Source organism: Microbacterium fluminis (genome assembly GCF_051549805.1).
In the GTDB taxonomy this organism is placed as follows: domain Bacteria; phylum Actinomycetota; class Actinomycetes; order Actinomycetales; family Microbacteriaceae; genus Microbacterium.
Genome location: NZ_CP196042.1, coordinates 1068789 through 1091636, shown reverse-complemented (window position 1 = coordinate 1091636; position 22848 = coordinate 1068789). Strand labels below are relative to the sequence as shown.

The window sequence follows — 22848 nt, the reverse complement described above, 5'->3', positions numbered from 1 at the left end:
GCAAGCCGGCGCACGGATGAACCCTCCAGCCCCGATCCGGGTGATGATGCACCTGAATCACCTCGAGCTCGGCGGCACCCAGCGCAATGCCGTCGACTTCGCCCACGAACTGCGCGACCGCGGGATCGAATCGGTGCTGGTCGGCGACGCGTCGACGGCCGGCGACGGTCCCAGCCTGCTCGACTACGCGCGGTCGCGCGACGTGGACGTGCGCGCCTATGATCCCGAGACGGGGATCATCGCCCACGGACGTCAGCTGCGCAGGATGGCGAACGAGCTCGGGATCGACCTCATCCACGCCTACGGGATGTGGGGGGCAGCTCGTCCCGTCTACTGGGGTCCTGCACGGTTCGGGCGCATGCCGTGGGTCGAGACGGTCTACGAGATGAGCGTCACGTCCGTCGTGCATCGGCACATGCCGCTGATCGTCGGCACCGGGTATCTGATCGACGAGCTCGCAGACCGGCCGGGACCCACCGTGCTCGTCTCACCGCCGGTCGACCTCGTCGCCGACGACCCCGCGATCATCGACGGCGACGCATTCCGTGAGCAGCATGCGCTGGGCGACGAGGTGCTTCTCGTGATGATCAGCCGTCTGGACAGCAACATGAAGGCTTTCGCGATAGAGACGACCATCCGAGCGATGCGGGAGCTCCACGACACGGGGGCCACCCTCGTGGTCGTCGGTGCGGGCGACGCCGAGCCGCATCTGCGAGCGATCGCCGACGAAGTCAACACGGATGTCGGGCGGGCGGCCGTGCGGCTGGTCGGCGCGATGGCCGATCCTCGCCCGGCCTACGCGGCGGCGGACATCATGCTGGGCATGGGCGGTTCGGCCGCCCGATCGCTCGCCTTCGGCAAGCCGCTCATCGTCACGGGCGAGGAGGGGTGGAGCCAGCTGTTCGAGGAGTCGACGGCGGCATCCCTCGCGCGCTCGAGCTACTGGAGCCCCGACCGTCCCGCCGATCCCGTCGCGGATCTGGTGGACATCGCCCGCCCGCTCATCGCGGATCCCGCCCGCCGCGCCGCGTTGGGCGCGCTGGGTCGGCCGTTCGCGGTCGAGAGGTTCGGTCTCGAGGCCATGTCCGACCGGATGGCCACTGTCTACACGGATGCCCTCACCTCCTACGGTCGGCGGGAGTGGCTCCGTGATCTGCCCCGCGAGGCTCGACGTCTGGCCGACAAGGTGGCTCGCCGCATCCGTCCTTCCGGCGCAGGCGCGTGATGGCCCGTCCCAGTCCGGACCACCCGGACTTCGATCGGCTTCCCGAGAGCGAGTGGGCGCCGCCGAGCCCGCTGCCCGAAGGGGAGGGATTGGTCACGGCAGGGACGTCGCCCGACCCCGGATCCGGGGATGTCAGCAGACGTGCCACGTCGGGAGTGTTCTGGCTCACCGCGCAGAAATGGGCCACGCGTCTCCTCGGCTTCGTCACGATCGCCGTCCTCACGCGACTGCTCAGCCCCGAGCAGTTCGGAACGGTGGCGGCCGCATCCACCGTCCTGCCCTTCTTCTTCCTGGTCGCCGACCTCGGGTTCGCCGCGTACATCGTTCAGGTCGACCGGGCCGATCGCCGGATGCTCAGCACGGCCTTCTGGTTCTCGTTGAGCGCGGGCCTCGTGCTGTGCCTCTCGCTGGTGGCGCTCGCGCCGCTCCTGGGCGGCGTCTTCCGCGATGACGGCGTGGCGCCCGTGCTGCAGGCGCTGTCGCTGTGGGTGATCCTCACGGCGGCGGGGTCGGTGCCGATGGCGCTTCTGCGTCGCGACATGCGCTTCGCGACCCTGGCCTGGCAGGGAGCTGTCGCCGCGGGCATCGCGCAGGTGGTCGCGATGGCCATGGCGTTCGCAGGATTCGGCGTCTGGGCGCTCGTCGGGCAGAGCCTCGTCGCCCCCGCCATCACCACGGTCCTGGCCTGGGTCACCGCCCGGTGGCGACCCACGCTCGCCTTCTCGCGGTCCGACTTCCGCACGATGACCGCGTTCGGCGGACAGGTGCTCGGTGTCGAGTTCATCGCGATGCTCCGGGCGTGGGGTGAGGCCGCGATCATCTCGGCGATGCTCGGCGTCTCCGCGCTCGGCTTCATGAACATCGCACAGCGGCTCATCCAGGTCGTGCAGGATCTCACCGGCAGTGCCATCGTGCCCGTCACGCAGGTGGCCTTCGCGAAGGTCCGGGACGATCCCGATCGATTGCGCAGCGCCTACCTGCGTGCGCTCCGATTGACGTACTTCCTCCTCTCGCTGCCGCTCACCGTCCTCGCGGTCGCGGCGCCGCTGGTCGTGCCCATCGTGTTCGGCAGCGGATGGGCGCAGAGCTACCAGGTCGCGCAGATCCTCGCCCTGGCCGGCACGATGACCGTCGGCGCGTGGCTCGACCACGGCCTCTTCTACGGCGTCGGTCGTCCCGGGGTGTGGTTCGTCTACGCACTGATCATCGACGGCATCACGTTCGGCACGACCGCCGTCCTCGCACCGCTCGGGCTCGTGGCGGTGGCATGGGGCTTCGTCGGCGTGTGCGCGGTCGCGACGTTCAGTCGATGGTTCCTGACCGCGCGGGTGCTTCAGACCAGCACCCGCGTCGTGGCCGGACCATTCCTCTTCCTCGCCGTCGCCGTCCTGGTGTCGGGCGCGGCCGGATGGGGGGTGATGGTGCTCACCACGAGCCTCCCGTCGCTCGTGTCGCTGGTGCTGATCGGTCTCGCGGTCACGGTGGTGCACCTGCTGGTGACGCGTGTCGTCGCTCCGCGGGTGCTCCCGGAGGCGCTGGCGATGGTGGGGCGCTCGAAGTTCGGATCCCGACTGCCGTACATCCGGAGGTTCAGATGAGGTGTCCACGGTGAGGGCGGATGGCCGGCTCCGGCGGGTCGACCACGTCCTGCTGACCCGGTTCAACCTCCCGACGGGAGGGCTGGAGGCCCGCATCCGCGCGAGCGATTCGTGGCTGACCAACCGCTGGCAGCTGTTCGAACGGTACTGCGCCCCGTCGGTGGCCGCGCAGACGACGACCGAGTTCACCTGGGTGATCTACTTCGACCCGGAGAGCCCCGAATGGCTCAAGCAGGCGATCCGGCCGTACGTCGATCGCGGCCTGTTCCGGCCCGTCTTCCGGGCGGAGGTGCCCACTCCTGTGCTCGTCGCCGACCTGCGGGACATCGTGGGACGCGACGACGGGATGCTGCTGACCACCAACCTCGACAACGACGACGGAATCGCGGTCGACTTCCTCGAGCGACTGCGCGACGCGGTCGACTTCGACGATCGCCGCGCGCTGTTCGTCACCAACGGGGTCATCAAGAGCTCCGACGGCGCGTATCTCCGCCGCGATCCGGAGAATGCCTTCTGCTCGGTGGCCGAGCCGTGGGCGGATGCCCGCACCAGCTGGGACGACTGGCACATCATGCTCGCCCGCTCCATGCCGACGGTCGAACTCGGCGGGGCGCCCGGATGGCTCCAGGTCATCCATGGTGAGAACGTCAGCAACCGCGTGCGCGGGCGACTCGTCTCCCCGCGCACGTGGGGCGCGTTGTTCCCGGGACTCCTCGACGACGTGGATGTGCCGCCTCGTGGCCGGGTTCTGCGCGATCATCTGCTGTGGGGGCCGCTGAGGTGGGTGCGCGACACCGCCCGCTCGACACTGCGGCGTCTGGCGGTCGCCGTCTTCGGCAAGGACGGGATGCTGGAGCTCAAGGCGCGCCTGCGCCGCTGATCCGACGATTGCCAGGGCTCGCACAGCGGGGCTCGGTATGCTATGTCGGTTACACTCCGTTTGGGGGAAGGGGGATGTGTGACGGTTCGTGGTGTCCTCGCGGCGATCGGCCGGCGGTGGTACGTCTTCGTCGTCGTCCTCGTGGCGTTCGGTGCGCTGACGTTCGCGTTCTATCGCGACGGCGGTTCGTACTTCACTCACACCACGGTCACCTTCAGCCTCCCGGAGCGGCCGACCCTCCTGCCCGACAGCGGCAACACCGACACGAGCATCATCGCCTTCGCCGGCGCGGTCGCGGTCGCGATCAACGAGGGCAAGCCGATCCTCACCTACTCGGAGGCGGACGCCCCCTACTACGGCGCCGGTGTACGCGAAGGCGTGATCGTGTCGCTCCGCAACGGAGGCAATCAGTGGGTCTCCAACTTCCCGTCGGGCACCATCGACATCCAGATCGTCGGCCGCTCCAAGGAGTGGGTGGCTGAACGCCAGTCCGATCTGCTGGCCAAGGTGGCGGCGGTCGCTCAAGGGCAGCAGACGGACGCAACCACTCCGAGCGCCGATCAGATCACCACGAGCATCGCGCCGCTGAGCACGGAGATCAGCCAGATCACCGCGGGGCGATCTTCGCAGGTGATGGCCGCCGCGGCGATGACGGCCGCGGGGCTGATCGTCGCCACCACGGCCGCGGTGGGTGTGGACCGCATCATCCGGCGTCGTCGACGTGCGCAGGCGCCGTCGTCCGCCCGATACGCGCGCGACTATGCGCTCACCGGAAGGACGACATGAACATCGCTGACACCCTCCGAGGGCTTCTCCGACGGTGGTACATCGTCTTCCCCGGGATCATCGTCGCGATGGCGACCGCGCTCGGCACCTTCGCCGCGGTCCCCCCGGGCTATGAGCGCACGGCGACGCAGCTGCTCCTCCCGGGCACGGGGACGGTGCCCCCCGGGGTCACCAACCCCTTCCTGTACCTGGGCGGCCTCACCCAGGCGGCGGACATCGTCGTCGCCGTGATGAAGTCCGGAGAGGTCGCCGGCGTCGTGGCTTCCGAATACCCGGGGACGGACGTGGTGGTGCAACGCAACCCCACCGTGTCGGGACCGGTCATCCAGATCATCGTCACCGCGCGGAGCGACGCCGACGCGGGAGCGGCGCTCGATGCGCTCGTGAACGAGACGAGCACGGTTCTCGATCGCCTCCAGACCGAGCAGAACGTGACCGCGGACGACCTGATGACGGTCTCCACCCTCACCCAGGACCAGCAGAGCACGCTGCAGCAGAAGAACCGCCTCCTCCTCAGCGCCGGTGTGGGCATCGGCCTCGTCCTGCTGACACTCATCATCGCCAGCCTCGTGGATGGTCTCGCCCGCCGTGGCCGGCGCACCGGGCGCCAGGGGTCCTCGCTGCCGAGCAGCCCGATCGCCGACGATCCGAACGACGACGGCGCAGTCGAGGAACCGCAGGCCGATGCCGAGGAGGCGGATGCCGAGCGGACCGACGTCGTGCCGGTGGCCGACCTCGAGCCCGATGACACGGTCGCGATCGACATCGTGCCCGCGGCCGAGCCGGTGGTCGACGCTGAGACCCAGCCGGAGGTCCCGTCCGCCGACGAGCCCACTGCGTCGACTCCCCCCGGTGGGGGCCACGGTCGGGGCCGACGCGCCCCTCTCGCTCGACGACGATGACGCCCGGCGGTGAGGCGTTCAGCCCCGTCGCAGCGGGGACGCACAGCGCTGTCGGCCGCGGCGCCGGCATCAGCGCCGCCACGATGCTCACGATCTACCTCGTCCTGCTGCTCGCGATCCCCTCCAGCACGACCATCGGGGCACTCGGGAGCCTGGGTCGGCCGTCGATGCTGTGGGGCCTCGTGCTGCTGTTCTGGTGGATGTTGTCCCGCCTGCAGGCTCGTGCTCTCACCTCGAAGCCGGTCTCCCAGCCCGTCCGCTACATGCTCGCCGCTTTCGTGGTGGTCGTGCTCGTGAGCTTCGCCGCGGCCATGCTCCGCGGCCAGCCCGCGGATCAGATCAGTCCGGCCACGACGGCCCTCCTGCGGCTGGCATCATGGAGCGGCGTCCTGCTCGTGGCCATCGACGGAATCAGCACCCACGCCGACGCGGCCAAGCTCGTGCGTCGACTCGCGATCGCGGGCGCTGCCCTCGCCGCGCTCGGCCTGGCGCAGTTCTTCTCCGGGCAGACGCTCCTGGACTGGTGGGGCAACATCCCGGGCCTCGCGGTCGATGCGTCGGGTGTCGCGACCCGGGGGGCGTTCACCCGCGCATCGGGGACGGCCACGCATCCCCTCGAGTACGGTACGGCGGTGGTCGCCGCCCTCCCTCTCGCGATCACCGCCGCGGTGAACCGCGGCTTCCGCAATCGCGCGTCGCGCTTCGCCGGGTGGTGGTGGGTGGCGGTCGGGGTGATCCTCCTGGCCTCCCTGGTGACGGTGTCCCGCTCGGCATTGATCGGGCTCGGAGTCGCCGTCGTGGCCTCCCTCCCGGCGATCCCGCGGGCGTACCGATGGGGGGTCGCGACACTGGGCGCGATCATCGCCGCCACCGTGTTCGCCCTGGTCCCCGGCATGTTCGGCACGCTCGTGAACCTCTTCGTCGGAGCATCCGATGACCCCAGCACCCAGTCGAGGACCGCGGCGCTCGCGCGCGTCCCGGAGTTCATCTCCTCGTCGCCCGTCATCGGACAGGGGTTCGGCACGTTCCTCCCCCGCTACTACATCTTCGACGATGCCTGGGTGCTGCTCACCGTCGAGGTGGGACTGCTCGGCGTGCTCTGCATGGCGGGGATGGTGCTCGCGGCGATCGGCAGCGCCATCTGGGCCGCGCACCGGTCTCCGTTCGACGACACCAAGGCGATGAGCCGGGGGCTGGCCGCGTCCCTCCTCACGATCGCGGTCCTCCTGATCTTCTTCGACGGGCTGTCGTTCCCCATCTCGGCCGGGCTGCTGTTCCTGGTCACCGGATTGACCGCGACCATGCGCACGATCGCCGCCTCCGACATCACACTCGTGCGGGCGAGTGAGCGCGCCGCGCGGCCGGACACCGACGTGACCGGTTCGGTCCCGGCGACCGGGGCGGGAGCAGTCACCGCGCACCGGGTCGGCGAGGATCGGCAACTGCCCGATAGCCTCGACGGATCACAGGCTCTTACCCGTCCCGTCCCGAAGCGGAGGCAATCCTGATGCGCACCAACGTCCATCATCTGCTCGCGCAGCGCGCCTCCTCGCATCCCGACGATCCCGCCCTCACCTATCAGGGGGTCACCTCCACCTACGCGCACGTGTGGGGGGGTGCCCGGTCGGTCGCGCGACAGCTCGCCGAGCTCGGTATGCAGCGCGGCGATCGCGTCGCGATCTACCTCGAGAAGCGCCTCGAGCTCGTGGCGGCGATCTTCGCGGTCTCGGCCGCCGGGGGCGTGTTCGTGCCGATCAACCACGTGCTGAAGGCGAGTCAGGTGGGCCATATCCTCGCGGACAGCGGCGCGCGGATCCTCGTGACCTCGGGGGATCGGCTCGGGCAGCTGTCCGCCGTCCTGTCCGCCACGGCGATCGAACAGGCCGTCGTCGTGGGGGACTCTCTTCCCGAGCCCACCGGCGATCACGGCGTGCACCGGTGGGACGCGAGCCGCACCGACGCCGCGGAGTGGCGCGACCCGGCGCCGGTCGACATCGATCCCGCGGCGATCCTCTACACCTCCGGCAGCACGGGACGCCCGAAGGGCGTGGTCCTCAGCCACCGCAACCTGATCGTCGGCGCCGAGAGCGTCAGCACCTATCTGGGCAACACGAGCGACGACGTCATCCTCAGCGTGCTGCCGCTGAGCTTCGACGCAGGCCTCAGCCAGGTGACGACGGCCTTCGCGGTGGGCGCGCACTGCGTGCTCATGAACTACCTCCTGCCGAAGGAGGTCGTGAAACTCGCCGAGAAGCACGGAGTGACGGGACTGACGTGCGTTCCTCCGCTGTGGCTGCAGCTGGCCGGCGTCACGTGGCCCGAGGAGACCGCGGCGCGGCTGCGCTATTGGGCGAACACCGGCGGACGGATGCCGCGCACCACCCTGGACGCGCTGCGACGGACCTTCACCGGCGCCGACCCGTACCTGATGTACGGACTGACGGAGGCGTTCCGCTCCACCTACCTCGATCCCACCGAGGTGGACCGCCGTCCGGACTCGATCGGAAAAGCCATTCCGGATGCGGAGATCCTCGTGCTGCGACCGGACGGCTCGGTCTGCGATCCCGGGGAGCACGGAGAGCTCGTGCATCGTGGTGCACTGGTCGCGCTGGGCTACTGGAACGACCCCGTCCGCACCGCGGAGAGGTTCCGTCCCGTCCATCACGTGGGTCAGGAGTGGCGCGCGCCCGAACTGGCGGTCTGGTCGGGTGACACCGTCGTCGCGGACGAGGACGGCTTCCTGTACTTCGTCGGCCGTGCCGACGACATGATCAAGACGTCCGGCTACCGGGTGAGTCCCACCGAGCTGGAAGAGGCCGCGTACGGCACGGGGCTGGTCCGCGACGTCGTCGCGATCGGCGTTGCCGATCCTGCGCTCGGTCAGCGCATCGTCCTGGTGGTGACGCCTCGTGGCGACCAGCTCGAGCCGGCGGCGCTGGTGGCGGCGCTGCGCCCGGTGCTCCCCGCCTACATGCTCCCGTCGCGGGTCGATGTGCGATCCGATCTGCCCCGCTCCCCGAACGGCAAGTTCGACCGCCCGCTCATCACCTCGGAGGTGACCGCATGACGCCGCAGGAGTTGATCGCCGGTTTCGGCACTCTCGACGGAGAGCTCCGCGTCGGGGGCGTGCCGCTGAGCCGTCTGGCCGCACGTGTCGGCTCGACGCCGTTCTTCGCCTACGATCGCGTGCGGCTGGATGCACGGGTCGACCTCCTCCGGGAGATGCTGCCTGCACGAGTCGAGCTCAGCTACGCGATGAAGGCCAACCCGATGCCGGCCGTCGTCCAGCACCTGGCGACGCGGGTCGACCGCATCGACGTCGCCTCCACCGGCGAGATGCATCACGCCCTCGACACGCGCATCCGTCCCGACCGGGTGAGCTTCGCCGGACCGGGCAAGACCCCCGCCGAGATCCGGCAGGCCGTGGCCGCCGGCATCCTCGTCGAGGTCGAATCGACGACCGAGCTGAAGCGGGTCATCGCCGCCGGCGACGAGCTGGGGATCGCTCCGCAGGTCGCGGTGCGGGTGAATCCCGACTTCGCCGTCAAGGGCTCGGGGATGCGCATGGGCGGGGGCCCCCAGCAGTTCGGCATCGACGCCGAGCAGGTTCCGGCCGTGCTCGCGGAGTTCGCTTCGAGTGTCGACATCCTCGGCTTCCACGTGTTCGCCGGTTCGCAGAACCTGAACGCCGAGATCATCGCGGAGGCCCAGCGCAAGACGGTCGACCTCATCACCGACCTCGCGGCTCACCTTCCGGGAGCGCTGCGCTACCTCAACCTCGGCGGCGGCTTCGGCATCCCCTACAGCGAGAAGGACCGCCCTCTCGACCTGGCCACCGTGGCCGCGCACCTCGGCGAGCTCGTCGACGGCCCCATCGCGTCGCGGTTCCCGGACGCGAGCCCCGTGATCGAGCTCGGCCGGTTCATCGTCGGGGAGTGCGGTGTCTACGTGACCCGCGTCGTCGACCGGAAGGTGTCGCGCGGGAAGACCTACCTCGTCGTGGACGGCGGTATGCACCATCAGCTCGCCGCGTCCGGCAACTTCGGGCAGGCCATCCGTCGCAACTATCCTGTCGTCGTGGGCAATCGCGCCGCGGAGGCGGACGGTGACTCCGTGACGGTCGTCGGATGCCTCTGCACGCCGCTCGACCTCCTCGGTGACGACATCGCGCTGCCGCCCGCCGACATCGACGACCTCATCGTGATCTTCCAGCAGGGCGCGTACGGTCTCACCGCCAGCCCGACCGCCTTCCTCGGACACCCGGCGCCCGCCGAGGTGCTCGTCTGACCACCCACCCAGGAGCCCCCGAATGACCGCTGACACCCTCGATGCCGTGCGCGCCGTCCTGATCGACGCCCTCGAACTGTCTCAGGCGCCCGAAGACCTGCATCCCGACACCGTCCTGTTCGGCTCGCTCCCCGAGCTGGACTCCTTCGGCGTGGTCGCGCTGGTCGGGGCCCTGGAGGACCGGTTCGACATCACGATCGACGACGACGAGTTCGGTGCGGAGCTCTTCGAGACCGTCGGCTCGCTCACCGAGTTCGTCGACGCGAAGCTCGCCTGATCCTCGTCTGTTCGCCGACCTACGCGCTCGGCGTCCGCGCTGCGTCGAGGATGACCTCGGCGTGCCGGGCGATCATCGCCCCCACGCCGACCTGCTCCGTGACCCGTCTCCGCGGCTGACCGGTCCGCTCGGCGATCACGGTCTCGGCGATGGTCGCGACCGCGACGCAGAACTCGTCGAGGTTCGCCTGCCGTGACGACCGGAACCGGGCCACGCGGACCCGTGCGTCGCTGACGAGGCTCGCCTCACCGGTCGGGTTGGGGATCACGACCGATCGCCCCGCGTCGCGCGAGACGAGTTCGCGCGCTCCACCGACGTCGCTCAGCAGCAGCGGCCTGCCGAACGCGGCCGCCTCGGTGGCAGCCACCGGCCAGCCCTCGAAGAAGGAATCCAGCACGAAGACGTCGGCCGCGGTGAGCAGCGTGCGCGCATCGGAGTTGCCCAGCAGGTGGATGCGGTCTGCAGCGGCCCGCGACCGCCTGATCGCATCGGCACGACGCCACTCCAGCCAGTCCGAAGGGTCGCCCGCGCAGACGAGGCGCATCGGGACGGTGCAGCGCTCGGCGGCGGCCGCGAACGAGGCGACGAGGCCCGCGATGTTCTTCTGCGCGTCGTATCGCGCCAGGCTGACGAACACGACGTCCTCGGCGATTTCGGCACCCACGACGCGCGACAGCGCTTCGCGCGCTTCCCTGCGCTCCTCGGCAAGAGGGACGCCGGCGTCGGCCGCCCCGTTCGGGATCACCTCGACGGGGGTGCCGTCACCGATATGCCTGAGATGGAATGCCCGCACGATGTCGCTCACGGCGATCCCGGCAACCGAATGCGCCATCAGAGTCGCGAAAGCCGCCCAGCGGGCCGACGTGTAGTGGATCTCCGTGTTGTGCATCACGGGGATCAGCGGCACGTTGCTGCGGATGGCGGCCTGCTCCATGAACGGTGACGCGCTGTGGGACTGGATGACAGCGGGAGCGATGAGACCGATCGCGGCGAGCGCCGACGGCTCGTCGTGCGCCGAACGCACCTCGACACCGCCCTCTCGCAGTCGCGCCGCACGGCGACCGTCGTCGCCTCGACACAGGACGACGGGCCGCACCCCGTGAGCGGTCAGTCCGTTCGCGAGCGTCTCGACCACGGCGCCGATCCCCCCGACCTCGAGGTCGTCCAGGGCGAGGAGACAGGTGAGCATCTTCGCTGTCCCTGCCGAGCGAGCGGGGGTCCGAGAGGCGGCGCGGGAGGCACCGGCACCGGGAACGGCGTCCAGCGAGGGAATCGATCGTGACAACAGCGGGCGCGCGAGGCGATGGACGTACCCGTAGCGCACGCGGGGGGGAAGACAGTCGACGGCGAAGACGGCTCCCGTCCACGCCCACGATGAGATTCGGGCGCCGATCGGGCGGCGGGACGTCATCGAACGGGTCCCCGGCTCAGACGAAGCCGGGGATGGGCTTGTTCCGCCACGACGCCCAGAGCGGCGCCACGTCCTCTGGTGAGAGCCCCACCAGAGCCCACCGACCGGTCGACATGGAGTTGCCCAGCACGTGCGGCTGCCCGTCGAAGGGTGCGAGCGCCGCCAGGCTGTCGTCGGTGAGCCCGGTGACGAACAGCAGCTCCCGCGCATCACGCGAGGCGATGGCTGCACGGGCGCCGCCGATGTCCACGACGGAGACCGTGAACGGGCGGTCGAAGCGCATCAGGTCGTCCGCGTGGTCGGCGCTCGTGTCGGGGTCGAGATCGAGCACCCGCAGGCGCTCGCTTCCGCTGCGCTCGATCGCGTCGTCGATCAGCATCCGGATGTCGGCGATGACCTGCTCGCTGTCGGGGCTCACGCGATGTCCCGCACGCGCCACGCGCGATTCGTTCCACCACAGACGTGCGCTGCGGTAGCGCCGGCGCAGTCCCGCGAGCGAGGGCGGCTCCCCGCCCTCGTACACGGTTCCGCAGGTGGTGTGGATGGGGAGGAGCTCGGGATACGCGTCGCCGACGTGCCGGTGGGCGAGGTCGAGCTTGGCGAGGTTGGTGCTCAGGCTGTTGTGGGTGAGTGGGATGTCGCGCGCCACGGCTCGTCGACCGGCCCGCCGCATCCTGAGGGTGTACTCCACGCCATAGGCGTGCCACGCGAGCAGCGGGTCCTCGGACAGCGGCTCCGCTCGCACCTGCTCGGCGGTCATCATGAGCAGCACCTCGTCGAGGGTGTCGACGTCGCGGGGAGCGGATGCCGGTTCGCCGATCTGCACGATGCGGTCGCGGATGCGCCCGATGATCACGTCGGCGTCATCGATGCCGACCGCGCCGACGATGCCGATGCCGGGATCGTCGAGCAGCTCGGCCGCGGCCTCTTCGAGGTCGGGGAGGGAGTGCAGCACCACGTCCTGGTGCACGAAGACCACGACGGGATTCCGGGCCTGAGCGGCACCGTGGTTGAGCGCGGCGCCCGCCGTCGCGAAACGCCCCTCGCGATTGTCGATCGCCAGCAGCTCCGTGTCGGGGGCGGCTGCCTCCTGTGCGAGCACCGAACGCTGCAGGCACGAGGCGAGGACCGGCTCGTCGTTGTAGACGCAGACGATCGACACGGGCACGCGTCGGGCGGTGCGCGTGGATGATTCGGGCGGCGTCACACCACAGAGTCTATGAGAGCGGCGACCACTTCGAGCGGCGGATTCCCCGTCGTCGATACGATGAGCGCATGCATGTGGACGTGGCCGCCGTCGTCGTCACCTACAACAGCGAGGAGCACGTCGCGACACTCCTGGACAGTATCCCCGCGGCCCTCGGCGACGCGTCCGGATCCGTGGTGGTGGTCGACAACGGATCCACCGACAGGACGCTCGAGATCCTCGATGCGCGGGACGATTGCGTGGTCGTGCGCTCGACCAACGACGGGTATGCGGCCGGAATGAACCGCGCCTTCGCGGCCTCTCCGCCGTCCCGCGCCCTCCTGATCCTGAATCCCGATTCGGCCCTCGATCCGGATGCGGTTCCGCGAATGCTCGCTGTCCTCGACGAGCCGGGCGTGGCGATCGTCGCGCCCCGTGTCCGGGAGGCGGACGGGAGCCTGTCGCCCACCCTTCGACGCGCACCCACCCTCGGACGGGTCGGCGGTCTCAGCTTCACGGGGTGGGCGCGATTCGCGGAGCGCGTCGAGGATCCGAGTGAATACGTGAACGCGCACGACGTCGACTGGGCGGTGGGAGCCATCCTTCTCGTCGACTCCGAGTGCTATCGCGCGCTGGGTGGGATGGACGAGTCCTATTTCCTCTATTCCGAAGAGACGGATCTGAGTCTCCGCGCGAAGGACGCCGGCTGGTCGACGCGCTACACCCCCGACGCAGGCGCCATGCACATCGGCGGCGGATCCGGGGAGAGTTCGACCACGCATGTCATGAAGATCCTCAATCGCATCCGGATCTACCGCCGTCGCACCGGCCCCGTCCGCGGGTGGCTCTACTACTCCTCGAGCATCCTCGTCGAACTCCGCCGGGCCGTGCTTGGTCGGCGCCGGTCGTGGGCCGCCGTGCGCGCTCTGGTGCGTCCCTCGACGCGCCCCGCCGTGCTCGGCCTGTCGGACCGGCTCGTCCCGCGCTGAGGAGCGGGCGACCGCACGCCGCACGCGGAACCGCCCCGGAGTCATCGACTCCGGGGCGGTTCCGCGTTGGTCGGATCACTCCTCGACGACGCCGATCGGCGTGCCGTCGCTGTACCGGTTGCCCTGCCAGACGTTGCCGTTGGAGGCGCCCTTCTTGTTGAGGCTGTTCGTCGGTCCGTACACGCCGCACTTGCCGGAGCCGCCGCGCGCGAACACGTTGTCGGTCACGATCATGTTGTTCGTCGTGCCGTACGGCTTGCCCGGGTAGTACCCGGGGTTCAGGCAGTAGCCGGCCTGGCGCCAGATTCCGGACGGGCTCGTATCGAACGTGGACGCCAGGAAGTTCCGGTTGATGGTGATGTTGCTCGCCGGCGCGTAGTCGCCGTAGAAGCCGATCACCGCGGAGCATCCTGCATCTCCGCCGGGGTTCTCGATCACCGACCAATCGCCGCAGCTGGCGTAGTTGTGCTCGATCTTGAATCCGTCCGTGCCGTTTCCGCCGATGGCGTTGTAGTGGTACTGGCCGCCGAGACGCATCCCGTGGATCCAGGAGTCGACGACCGCGCAGTTGGAGTCGCACTTGACGACGCCCTCACCGCCGTTGCTGTTCACTCGCGTGACGAAGACGTTGGAGCGGCCGATGTTCTCCCACCACGGCAGGTCCGTCGGCGACACCTCGGTGTCGGTGACGACCACCGGTCCGTAAGACGTCTTCTCGGCGAAGATGACGCCCTTCACGAGCGAGTTCTTGATCGTCACGCACGGCGTGGACGGTGAGGTGGATCCGTTGCCGGCCTCGATGATCAGCGTGGTGTTGACGAGCTTGGAGTCGATCACCACACCGCAGGAACGGATGGTCGTCGGCCCGGTGTACGGAGTCAGGGTGACGGGTTGGCGCGTGTCTCCGGGGAGGCCCTGCGGGTATCCGGTGTTCTGCGGTCCCGGCCAGCATCCGCCCCACGGGTCGGGGCCGCCGGGCGTATTGGCGGCGCCGATGCATCCCTGCACGGACGGCGGCGTCGTGGGGGCCGTCGTCGGCGCGGTCGTCGGAGTCGGCTTGGGCGTCGCCGTCGGGGTGGGCGTCGGCGTGGCCGTCGCCGTCGGAGACGGTGTCACCGTCGGCTTGGGCGTCGCTGTCGGGCTCGCGGTCGGCGATGGGGGTGTGACGACGCCGGGATCGGTCGCCGACGGCCGGTAGACGACGTCCACGAGGTAGTTCGAGCCCTGGTAGGTGCTCGTGGGCAGAGAGGTGGTCTTGCCGTAGCGGTAGACGCCGGCGCCCGTGCTCAACGAGAAGCCGTTCATGCGCTGCGGCTTGTCGAGCTGCCGCTCCGTCACGACGTATCCGCCGCGCGGGGCGTTGTAGGACGCGACGTAGGTGCTCCCGGCCTTGAGCGTCACCGCCCTGTCGAGCGCCACGGTGCGCCAGCCGACGGTCTTGGATGCGGAGAACGATGCGCGGGCGAGCACGGCACCGTCGGCACCCCACAGCGTCGCCTGGGTCACGGCGGCCGTGCGCTCGCCCTGGTAGTACTGCAGGGCGATGACGTCGCCGGATTTCTCCGGCGTGAAGCGGACGCCGAGTTCGACCGGAACGCGGTCCGGGTCGGCGGCGACGGCGGGGACGAGATCGTCGGCGAAGATGCCGGTCGTGGTGGGAGCGGCGATGGCCGGTGCCACCACGATCCCGGTTGCGACGACCGCCCCCGCGAGCAGGGTGCCGATCGTCAGACGGAGGAAGCGATTTCTTTGGAGGGCGATTCGCGCGCGCGCGCGGATTTCTTTACGAGGCATGAGTTTCCGATGGGGGAATCGTATTCGGGTTAATGGAAGTATGACCTGATCCGCCGCGGATCCACCATGCAATGAGAGATAACTCATGTATTCTTCCCGCGCTCGTAATGTTCGGCCGACGCGACCGACGACGGCGAGCGGGGGCCTGAAGGGGAGACGATGGGTGAGGATGCGGTGCCGCGCCGGCGTTGGGTCGTGTGGGCCCTGGGGGTCTACGCGGCAGTGGTGGTCGTCGTCCTGCTGCTCCCGGTCGGGTATTCCGCCATCGTGAATCGGCTCACCGATTGGGTGCAGGGCGCGACCGGGGTGACCACCTTCGGGTCGGGGTGGATCGAGTTCTCCGCCAACGTCCTGATGTTCGTTCCCCTGGGCTTTCTGCTCACCCTGCTGTTCCGGCATCCCTGGTATGGAACGCTCCTCGCCGTCGCGCTCTCGGCGGGCGCCGAGATCGCCCAGATCGTCATCCCGGCTCGCCAGGCGACGCTGCGCGATGTGCTCGCCAACAGTCTCGGCGCCGCGATCGGCGCCCTGATCGCGTGGGTGGTGGTCCTCGCCTCGCGCAGGCGTCATGCCGCAGTGTCCCGCGGCTGAGACCTACTTGCCGCGCACCACGCTCGGGGACCACGCGTGTTCGATGAGCACCGCGGGCTGGGCTGACCCGTCGGCGGCCACGGACCACACATCCGTGTCTCCCGGAGCGCCGTCGCGCGGCATCCCGTACATGACGGTCTTCTCATCGAGCCAGGCGATCTGGTCGTCGATGCTGCGGGTCTCGGGCAGGAGCGAGATCGCGCCGGAGGCGAGATCGAGGATCGCCGGGGTCCAGTGGGTGGTCACGCCGGTGCCGGCGGTCACGCGCTTGAAGGCGATGCGGGTGCCGTCGGGCGAGAGCGACGGGCACTCGACGCCTTCGACGACCGATGTCAGGGTGCGCGCGGCGATGTCGCCCTGCACGAGGTAGGTCTTCCCGCCGGTGCCGGCGGTGGCGTAGAAGCGGTTGTCGTCGATGAACGTGACGCCCCACAGATTGCGGTCGACGGGGGCGACCGGCGCCCCGTCGATGATGAGCGCGAAGTCCTCGAGGTTGCCGAGGCTCGTGCCGTCCGCACGGCGGATCACGGTCTCGGTCGAGAAGCCCACCGAGGCGTAGGAGTGGCCGGTCACGAAGGCGGTGGTCGCCAGGAGCGATCCGTCGGGCGAGAAGCGGGTGCGACTCGGGATGCCGGGGATCGGCCACTGCGCGAGCTGTGTGCCGTCGTTCGCATACACGGTACCGGTGTAGGTGGGCACGATGCCGCGCTCGCTGCGCAGGCAGTCGAACTCGGTGGCCGTGGCGTCGACGCGGTCGCACGCGACACCCGTCAGGGAGCGTGCGCCGGACGGATCGCCGAGCGGGACGCTGCCCACGAGTCCGTAGCCCTGTCCGATCGCGGTGTTGCGGAAGACGATGCGGTCGCCGCTCGCCCAGTCACCGGGCGCGCCGGTCTCGACGGCGCTCGGGGCGCCCGCGCGGCCTTGGTACTGCAGCCACGCGAACACGCCGACCGCGACGGTCGCTCCGACCGCGACGACGGCCAGCGCGACGATGAGCAGCCATTTCGTGCGGGCGGTCACGTCGTCGCTCCCGCGCGCCGTACGAGGAACGGTTTGAGCAGCACCGCGACGAGCGGGATCGCGACGACCAGCAGCACGGCGACGATGATCATCGCCGTCTGCGGCCCGAAGCCGTTCCAGAGGAACCCGAATCCGGTGGCCGACAGGAACCGGGTGAGCGCCACCACGGTCTGGGCGGCGGCGATGCCGGTGCCGTGCGTCTCGGGCGTGGTGAGCTGGGCGGCCAGGGCCGCCAGCACCCCGTCGGTCGAGGCGTAGAACGCCCCGAGGAACACCAGGCACAGCACGGTGGCGACGAAGTTGTCGATCGCCAGCGTCGCCACGACGTAGGCGGCGAGGAGGCCGACGTGGCCGACGACGAACACGCGTGCGCGGCCCACTCGGTCGGCGAGGCGGCCGAGGGGGATCGCGAAGGCGAGGAACGCCACGTTCGTGCCCACGTACATCAGCGGGAACCACTGCGCCGCGAAGTCGCTGCGTGCCTGCAGGAACAGGTAGACGAAACCGTCGCCGATGGTGAGGAGACCCAGGATGCCGGCGGCCGCGAGCACGCGACGCATCGGACCGGTGGTCACCACCGCCCAGTCGAACTTCTTGCGCGGAGCGGGAAGGGCGGCATCCGTCTCCGCTTCTGCGGGAGCCGGATCGGGGCCGACGGGGGCGGCCGGCTTGTCGGTGCGCACATTCGGCACGACGATGCCGAGGATCGCGAGCCCGATCATCGCCGAGGCGAGCGACGCGACGAAGATGACGTGGTAGCCGTCGGGGATCAGCAGCAGGATGAAGAACGCCAGCAGCGGGCCGATCGCGGCGCCGATGTTGTCGAGCGTGCGGTGCACGCCGAACGACGTGCCGAGGTTGTCGGGCCGCGACGTGGCGGTGATGAGCGCGTCGCGCGGGGCCGTGCGCAGCCCCTTGCCGATGCGGTCGGCGGTGACCACGGCGGTGATCATCGCGAAGCCGGTGCCGACCAGGAGCCCGATCCGGGCGACCGCGGCGAGCCCGTAGCCGATGAACGCGATCCACTTCGGCTGATGCACGCGGTCGGACGCGTAGCCGCCGGCGATGCGCACCAGCGCGCTCACGCCCTGGTAGAGCCCGTCGATGAAGCCGAACGCGACCGCCGACAGCCCCAGCACGCTGGTGATGTACAGCGGCAGGATCGCCGAGACCGACTCCGACGAGATGTCGGTGAGCATCGAGACGATGCCCAGGCTGATGACGGTCGACGAGACCGTGCGGATGCCGCGACGCGGCTTCTTCCCGTCGGTCGTCGTCTCGGCCGCCGCAGCCTCCTCGTCGGGATCGGGCTTGTTCGAGAACGAGATGTACACGCGCGCTCAGCTCGCCCGGAAGACGCCGAAGAGCGTGTAGCGGATGCCGGTGCCGCCCTCGTTGGCCGACAGCGACAGTGCCGCTCCCCGCCCGGTGTAGGTGAGGGATCCGTCGCTGGTGCTCTGCTCCTGGAGACCGAGCGCCGCCCATTTCTGCGCGTAGTACGCGCGCACGTCTGCCACGGCGGTGTCGGTGCGGCCTTCGAGCGTGACCTGCATCGTCGAGCCCTCGGTCGCGATCGAGCTCGAGATCACGTCGGAGGCGGGCATCGGCCCGAGCACGTCGACCGGAAAGCCCGCGGCGAGGTCGCCCTCGGCCGTCGCCGAGGCCGGGTACGGCGGCGGGACGAGGGCCTCGGCCGGGGCCACCGGTTCGATCGGCACCGGCGGTGCAACGGGCGGCAGTGTGTTGTCGACCGAGCCTGTCGGCGGCAGCACCTCGCTGCCCGAGGTGGGTGTCGCATCCGGGAGTGGTCCCTGCGTCACGTTCGTCGACGGTCCTCCGTCGGCGCCGGACCCCGTTCCACTGCGCCCGCCCGTCGTCAGCAGCCATACGGCGACGATCACGCCGATCACCACGACCGCGCCCACGCCGATCAGCGTCCATCGCATCGCAGGCGACAGACCCGCAGTCTTCTTCTCTTCGGTCATGACCGATGCACCCCGTTCATCGCGGTCCCCCGACGCGCGATCCCCTAGCCCTCCACGATACCCGTCGAGCCCCTCCAGCCGTACCGTACGATACGGCGTGATGGACAGCGCACAGGTCGAACTGAGACCGCTCCTGCCGGCCGATCTCGACGACGCGGCCGCCTTCCTGCACACCGAGCTCAACCCCCGGGTCACGGTCGCCGCCTGGCGCGCTCTGCTGACGCAGCCATGGAGCGTCGACGCCCCGAACCGTGGCTTCCAGCTGCGCCTCGGCGACCGGATCGTCGGCGTCTACGCGGCCGTCTACTCCGAGCGCGAGATCGACGGCGAGACACGCCGCTTCTGCAACCTCGCGGCCTTCTGCGTGCTCGACGAGCACCGAGGGCACAGCTTCCGCGTGATGCGCGCCGTGCTCGGTCAGAAGGGCTTCGAGTTCACCGACCTCTCGCCCAGCGGCAACGTGGTCGCCCTCAACGAACGCCTCGGCTTCGAGCGCCTCGACACCGCGACGGTGCTCGCCCTGAACGTCCCGGGTCCGCGTCCGCGCGGTGTGCGCGTCTCCGGCGATCCCGCGGTGATCGAGCATGTCCTCCGAGGGGCGGATGCCGCGGTCTACCGCGATCATCGTCGTGCCGCGGCCGCGCGACACGTCGTGGTGGCCTCCGGCGACGAGTACGCCTACCTGGTCTTCCGCAAGGACCGCCGCAAAGGCATCCCGGTCTTCGCCACGCCGCTGTACGTCGGGGGGGACCGCGCCCTGCTGCGTCGTGCCTGGCGCGCCGTCGCTGCGCACCTGCTGGTACGTCACAGGCTGGCGGCGACGCTCGCCGAGCCGCGCGTCCTGGGGTTCGCCCCCGCGCCGGGCCGCCCGCTCGCCGCACCGCGCGCCAAGATGTTCCGCAGCAAGGTGCTCACCGCGCCGCAGATCGACTACCTCTACAGCGAGCTCGCGCTGCTGGAGTGGTGACGGATGCATCGGCTCACCGCACCCGCTTGATCGCGCTCTTGACGGCGTTGCGGGAGTCCTGCAGCAGCGGGCGGTGCGTGATGATGTCGCGGATGGACTCGCGCGTGTCGGTCTCCGTGACGCTGTAGCGCGCCTGGAACCACGATCCCGAGCGCGCCGGGAACCGGTCGCTGGAGTAGACCCGGGCGTAGCCGGCGCGCTTGAGTCGCTGCACCAACTCACGGTCGTAGCGGCCGAGGGGGAGTGCTGCCGCGTCGATCGCCCCGCCGCTCGCCTCGGCGAGCACGGCGCGGGCCTCGACGAGCTCGCGGTGAGCGGTCTCCTCGTCCATTCCGCGCCACGGGATGTGCGACCACCCGTGAGTGCCGATCCCCATCCCGGCACCGCGCAGCATCTGCAGGTCGGCGGGGGTGAGGCTGGCCGGGTCGTCCAGGCGCCCCGCGAGCGCGAAGAACGTGCCGGTGAGCCCACGGTCCTGCATCGCGGGCAGAGCGATCGCGGCATCCGAAACATTGCCGTCGTCGAAGCTCAGCCGGACGTCGTCGTGCTCCGCGATCTCGTCGAGGATGCGGAAGAAGTGCGGTTCGCGCACCCAGTAGTGCGCCTCGCCCTCCTCGCGCTCGCGTGCGCACACGCCGACCCCGTGGAAGCAGATGTTGATGGTCACGCCGCGGCCCCGCCCGTTCGCCCGCCCGCGCGCTCACGCGATCCGGAATCCTGTCCCCAGCCGATGGCGGTCCCCGCCGATCGACGCGCCCGCCGTGCCGCCGTCACCGTGATGACGAGATAGACCGCCGCCGCCGGCAGCAGCCAGGGGCGGCGCAGGGCGACCTTCAGCCACGCCCACCGATCGGCCGGGCGCACGTCGAGGTCGATCTCGCCCGCCGCGACCGCCGCGCGCATCTGCGCGTTGCCGCGACGCACCCGCACCAGGCGGTTCAGCAGCTCTCGGGTCGTGAACGGCGCCTCGACGCTCACCGCGACCGCCTCGACCGCCGCCTTCTCGGCCGGAGCGAACTGCGAGTCGAGGAAGAGGTCATCCGCGACCATCGCGGGGAAGGTGCCGAATCGGGCGCGTCCCTCCTCGGAGAGCATGATCATGCCCCGCCCGAACAGTCCGGTGCGGAATGCCGGCAGCCGCTCGCTGATCGCGGAGTACGCCCGCACGGCGAGCGGACGGCCCGCGGTCTCCAGGCGTCGCCCCGGCACGACCGCGTGCACCGCGGGAGCGGCGCCCAAGCGTGCGGTCAGCGCCGCCACGGCGCCGGGAGGCGCGACGATGTCGGCGTCGAGGTACACCCGGGGACCCGCGGGCGCGACGGCGTCGCCGGCATTGAGTGCACCCGCCTTGCCCGGCTCGGGCCGGTCGACGACCACCACGCCGTACCCGGAGGCGACGTCGGCGGTGCGGTCGGAGCATCCGTTCGGCACGACCACGATCCGCGTGGGCGGCACCCCCTGCGCGATCAGCGCCGTGAGGCACGCGCCGATCACCTTCTCCTCGTCGTGCGCGGCGATGACGAAGGAGGGGAGGGGTGTCACGGCGGGCCGGTCGTGCGGCATCCGTCAGCCTCCGCTCGGCGTCTCACGGACGGCGGCGGAGCCGCGGTGCACGATGTAGTCGGCGAAGCCGTCGGCGTCGTCGAGGTCGACGTAGGTGCGCCCCTGCGCGTCGAGGGCCGGGAGCTCGACAGGAGTCGGCACGGCCGGCACGTCGAGGTGGTGGCCGGTGAGCCGATCGAACACTCCTACATACGCCTCGGCCTGCGGTCGCCAGTCCATGATCTCGGCGGCGCGCGCGCGGGCGCTGCGGCCGATCTCGGCACGCAGCGCGGGATCGTCGAGAAGGCGCTCGACCTGATCGACGAACGCGCCCAGGTCGCCGTCGGGGGCGTAGAGCACGGTGTCGCCGCCGGAGACGAGGGTCTCGCGCAGGTCGAACGCGACCGACGGCAACGCGTAGGCCATGTACTCCATCGTCTTGTTCATGGTGGAGACGTCGTTGAGCGGGGTGCGCGGGTCGGGGCACACGCCGATGTCGCCGCGGCTGAGGTACTCCGCCATCTGCACGCGGTCCACGCGACCGGTGAAGGTGACGTGTCCGTCGAGGCCCAGCGCGGTCGATTCGGCTTTGAGGTCTTCGAGGCAGTCGCCGAATCCGAGCATCGTCGCGGTCACGTGGGTGCGGCCACGGCGGTGCACCAGCTCGTCGACGACGTGCAGCACCGTGTCGACGCCGTCCTGCGGGCCCATGATCCCGACGTAGACGAGGTTCACGGCGTCGGCGGCGCGGGGCTGCTCGGGCACGATCGGGCGCATCTGGCGGGTGTCGGGTCCGCTGCGCACCACGGTCACGTCGGCGGGATCGCGGTCGCCGCGATGCACCGCGATCGCCTTGTACGACTCGTTCGTGGAGATGATCTGATCGGCGCCGCGGAAGGTGCGCCGCTCGAGCCACACCAGCATGCGGTACTGCAGCTTCTTGGCCAGGCCCACGGGCTCGCCGAACCTCGAGCGGAACAGCTCCGGGTTGAGGTCGTGGTGATCGAAGACGAACTTCACGCCGCCGAGGCGCCACAGCAGCGCCAGAGCCCAGTAGGTGTCGGGCGGGTTGCAGGCCTGCAGCACGTCGAAGCGTCCGCTGCGCCGGCGCACCTTCAGGCTCAGCCACGCCGTGCGCACCCAGCTGTAGGCGAACTCCCACGCGAAGCCCGCGAGGCCCTTGGCCTCCGGTGCCGGCTTGTACTTGTAGATGTCGACACCGTCGAGCCGCTCGAAGGCCGGGTCGCCAGGGCCCTTCGGGCAGATGACGCTCACCTGGTAGCCGCGGGTCACGAGCGCCTGGCACTCCAGCCACACGCGACGGTCGAGGGGCACGGGCAGGTTCTGCACGATGATCAGGACGTGCGGCGCGCGGGCGCCCGACGACGTGCGAGTGTTCGACATG

At 70.1% G+C, this 22848-nt stretch carries 21 protein-coding genes; 12 read left to right on the top strand and 9 right to left on the bottom strand.

Features of this window, described 5'->3' with window-relative positions; all coding sequences use genetic code 11:
- Positions 1-16 precede the first annotated feature (16 nt).
- The 9 genes from ACSJDX_RS05255 (at position 17) to ACSJDX_RS05215 (ending at position 9955) form a co-directional block, all read left to right on the top strand.
- Positions 17-1225, top strand: a complete 1209-nt coding sequence (locus ACSJDX_RS05255) for a glycosyltransferase family 4 protein (protein ID WP_438354511.1) — start codon at positions 17-19, stop codon at positions 1223-1225.
- Positions 1225-2823 carry a lipopolysaccharide biosynthesis protein gene (locus ACSJDX_RS05250; protein WP_438354510.1) on the top strand — a complete coding sequence of 533 codons (1599 nt, stop codon included), beginning with the start codon at positions 1225-1227 and terminating at the stop codon, positions 2821-2823. Before ACSJDX_RS05255 ends, ACSJDX_RS05250 begins: the two co-directional genes overlap by 1 nt.
- Positions 2824-2833: 10 nt before the next feature.
- Positions 2834-3703 carry a glycosyltransferase gene (locus tag ACSJDX_RS05245; protein ID WP_438354509.1) on the top strand — a complete coding sequence of 290 codons (870 nt, stop codon included), beginning with the start codon at positions 2834-2836 and terminating at the stop codon, positions 3701-3703.
- A 78-nt stretch (positions 3704-3781) separates the two neighbouring features.
- Positions 3782-4489 (top strand): hypothetical protein, encoded by a 708-nt coding sequence (locus ACSJDX_RS05240; protein ID WP_438354508.1) that lies wholly within the window; start codon positions 3782-3784, stop codon positions 4487-4489.
- Positions 4486-5391: a hypothetical protein gene (locus ACSJDX_RS05235; protein WP_438354507.1), complete on the top strand. Its 906-nt coding sequence runs from the start codon at positions 4486-4488 to the stop codon at positions 5389-5391. The genes ACSJDX_RS05240 and ACSJDX_RS05235 overlap by 4 nt, the downstream gene beginning before the upstream one ends.
- On the top strand, positions 5388-6899 hold the full coding sequence (locus ACSJDX_RS05230) for an O-antigen ligase family protein (protein ID WP_438354506.1): 1512 nt from the start codon (positions 5388-5390) through the stop codon (positions 6897-6899). Before ACSJDX_RS05235 ends, ACSJDX_RS05230 begins: the two co-directional genes overlap by 4 nt.
- Positions 6899-8458, top strand: a complete 1560-nt coding sequence (locus ACSJDX_RS05225) for an acyl-CoA ligase (AMP-forming), exosortase A system-associated (protein ID WP_438354505.1) — start codon at positions 6899-6901, stop codon at positions 8456-8458. The genes ACSJDX_RS05230 and ACSJDX_RS05225 overlap by 1 nt, the downstream gene beginning before the upstream one ends.
- Entirely contained in the window at positions 8455-9678 is a 1224-nt protein-coding gene (locus ACSJDX_RS05220; RefSeq protein WP_438354504.1) for a pyridoxal-dependent decarboxylase, exosortase A system-associated, read from the top strand. The genes ACSJDX_RS05225 and ACSJDX_RS05220 overlap by 4 nt, the downstream gene beginning before the upstream one ends.
- Before the next feature lie 22 nt (positions 9679-9700).
- Positions 9701-9955: an acyl carrier protein gene (locus ACSJDX_RS05215; protein ID WP_438354503.1), complete on the top strand. Its 255-nt coding sequence runs from the start codon at positions 9701-9703 to the stop codon at positions 9953-9955.
- Positions 9956-9974: 19 nt separating this feature from the next.
- Here the strand turns inward: ACSJDX_RS05215 and ACSJDX_RS05210 are convergent, their stop codons facing one another.
- Positions 9975-11144: a glycosyltransferase gene (locus tag ACSJDX_RS05210; RefSeq protein WP_438354502.1), complete on the bottom strand. Its 1170-nt coding sequence runs from the start codon at positions 11142-11144 to the stop codon at positions 9975-9977.
- A gap of 238 nt (positions 11145-11382) precedes the next feature.
- Entirely contained in the window at positions 11383-12573 is a 1191-nt protein-coding gene (locus ACSJDX_RS05205) for a glycosyltransferase (RefSeq protein WP_438354501.1), read from the bottom strand.
- Between the two features lie 68 nt (positions 12574-12641).
- Here ACSJDX_RS05205 and ACSJDX_RS05200 point away from each other — a divergent pair, with 68 nt between their 5' ends.
- Entirely contained in the window at positions 12642-13541 is a 900-nt protein-coding gene (locus ACSJDX_RS05200) for a glycosyltransferase family 2 protein (protein ID WP_438354500.1), read from the top strand.
- Positions 13542-13616: 75 nt separating this feature from the next.
- On the opposite strand, the gene ACSJDX_RS05195 is transcribed toward ACSJDX_RS05200, so the two are convergent.
- The gene (locus ACSJDX_RS05195) at positions 13617-15335 is read right to left on the bottom strand and encodes a DUF4082 domain-containing protein (protein ID WP_438354499.1); all 1719 of its coding nucleotides are present in this window, start codon (positions 15333-15335) and stop codon (positions 13617-13619) included.
- Between the two features lie 159 nt (positions 15336-15494).
- Here ACSJDX_RS05195 and ACSJDX_RS05190 point away from each other — a divergent pair, with 159 nt between their 5' ends.
- Positions 15495-15926, top strand: a complete 432-nt coding sequence (locus tag ACSJDX_RS05190) for a VanZ family protein (protein WP_438354498.1) — start codon at positions 15495-15497, stop codon at positions 15924-15926.
- 3 nt (positions 15927-15929) lie between these two features.
- Here ACSJDX_RS05190 and ACSJDX_RS05185 read toward each other — a convergent pair whose 3' ends face one another.
- From ACSJDX_RS05185 to ACSJDX_RS05175, 3 genes are read right to left on the bottom strand one after another with little or no spacing between them, the layout of a single operon-like run.
- The gene (locus ACSJDX_RS05185) at positions 15930-16949 is read right to left on the bottom strand and encodes a hypothetical protein (RefSeq protein WP_438354497.1); all 1020 of its coding nucleotides are present in this window, start codon (positions 16947-16949) and stop codon (positions 15930-15932) included.
- On the bottom strand, positions 16946-18283 hold the full coding sequence (locus ACSJDX_RS05180) for an MFS transporter (protein WP_438354496.1): 1338 nt from the start codon (positions 18281-18283) through the stop codon (positions 16946-16948). The genes ACSJDX_RS05185 and ACSJDX_RS05180 overlap by 4 nt, the downstream gene beginning before the upstream one ends.
- 6 nt (positions 18284-18289) lie before the next feature.
- Entirely contained in the window at positions 18290-18934 is a 645-nt protein-coding gene (locus ACSJDX_RS05175) for a hypothetical protein (RefSeq protein WP_438354495.1), read from the bottom strand.
- Positions 18935-19034: 100 nt separating this feature from the next.
- Here ACSJDX_RS05175 and ACSJDX_RS05170 point away from each other — a divergent pair, with 100 nt between their 5' ends.
- Entirely contained in the window at positions 19035-19901 is an 867-nt protein-coding gene (locus tag ACSJDX_RS05170) for a hypothetical protein (RefSeq protein WP_438354494.1), read from the top strand.
- A 13-nt stretch (positions 19902-19914) separates the two neighbouring features.
- Here the strand turns inward: ACSJDX_RS05170 and ACSJDX_RS05165 are convergent, their stop codons facing one another.
- From ACSJDX_RS05165 to ACSJDX_RS05155, 3 genes are read right to left on the bottom strand one after another with little or no spacing between them, the layout of a single operon-like run.
- Positions 19915-20568 (bottom strand): polysaccharide deacetylase family protein, encoded by a 654-nt coding sequence (locus ACSJDX_RS05165; protein ID WP_438354493.1) that lies wholly within the window; start codon positions 20566-20568, stop codon positions 19915-19917.
- Entirely contained in the window at positions 20565-21464 is a 900-nt protein-coding gene (locus ACSJDX_RS05160) for a glycosyltransferase (protein WP_438354492.1), read from the bottom strand. The genes ACSJDX_RS05165 and ACSJDX_RS05160 overlap by 4 nt, the downstream gene beginning before the upstream one ends.
- A 3-nt stretch (positions 21465-21467) precedes the next feature.
- Positions 21468-22847, bottom strand: coding sequence for a glycosyltransferase family 4 protein (locus ACSJDX_RS05155; RefSeq protein ID WP_438354491.1), 1380 nt, complete (start codon positions 22845-22847; stop codon positions 21468-21470).
- Position 22848: the final 1 nt, after the last annotated feature.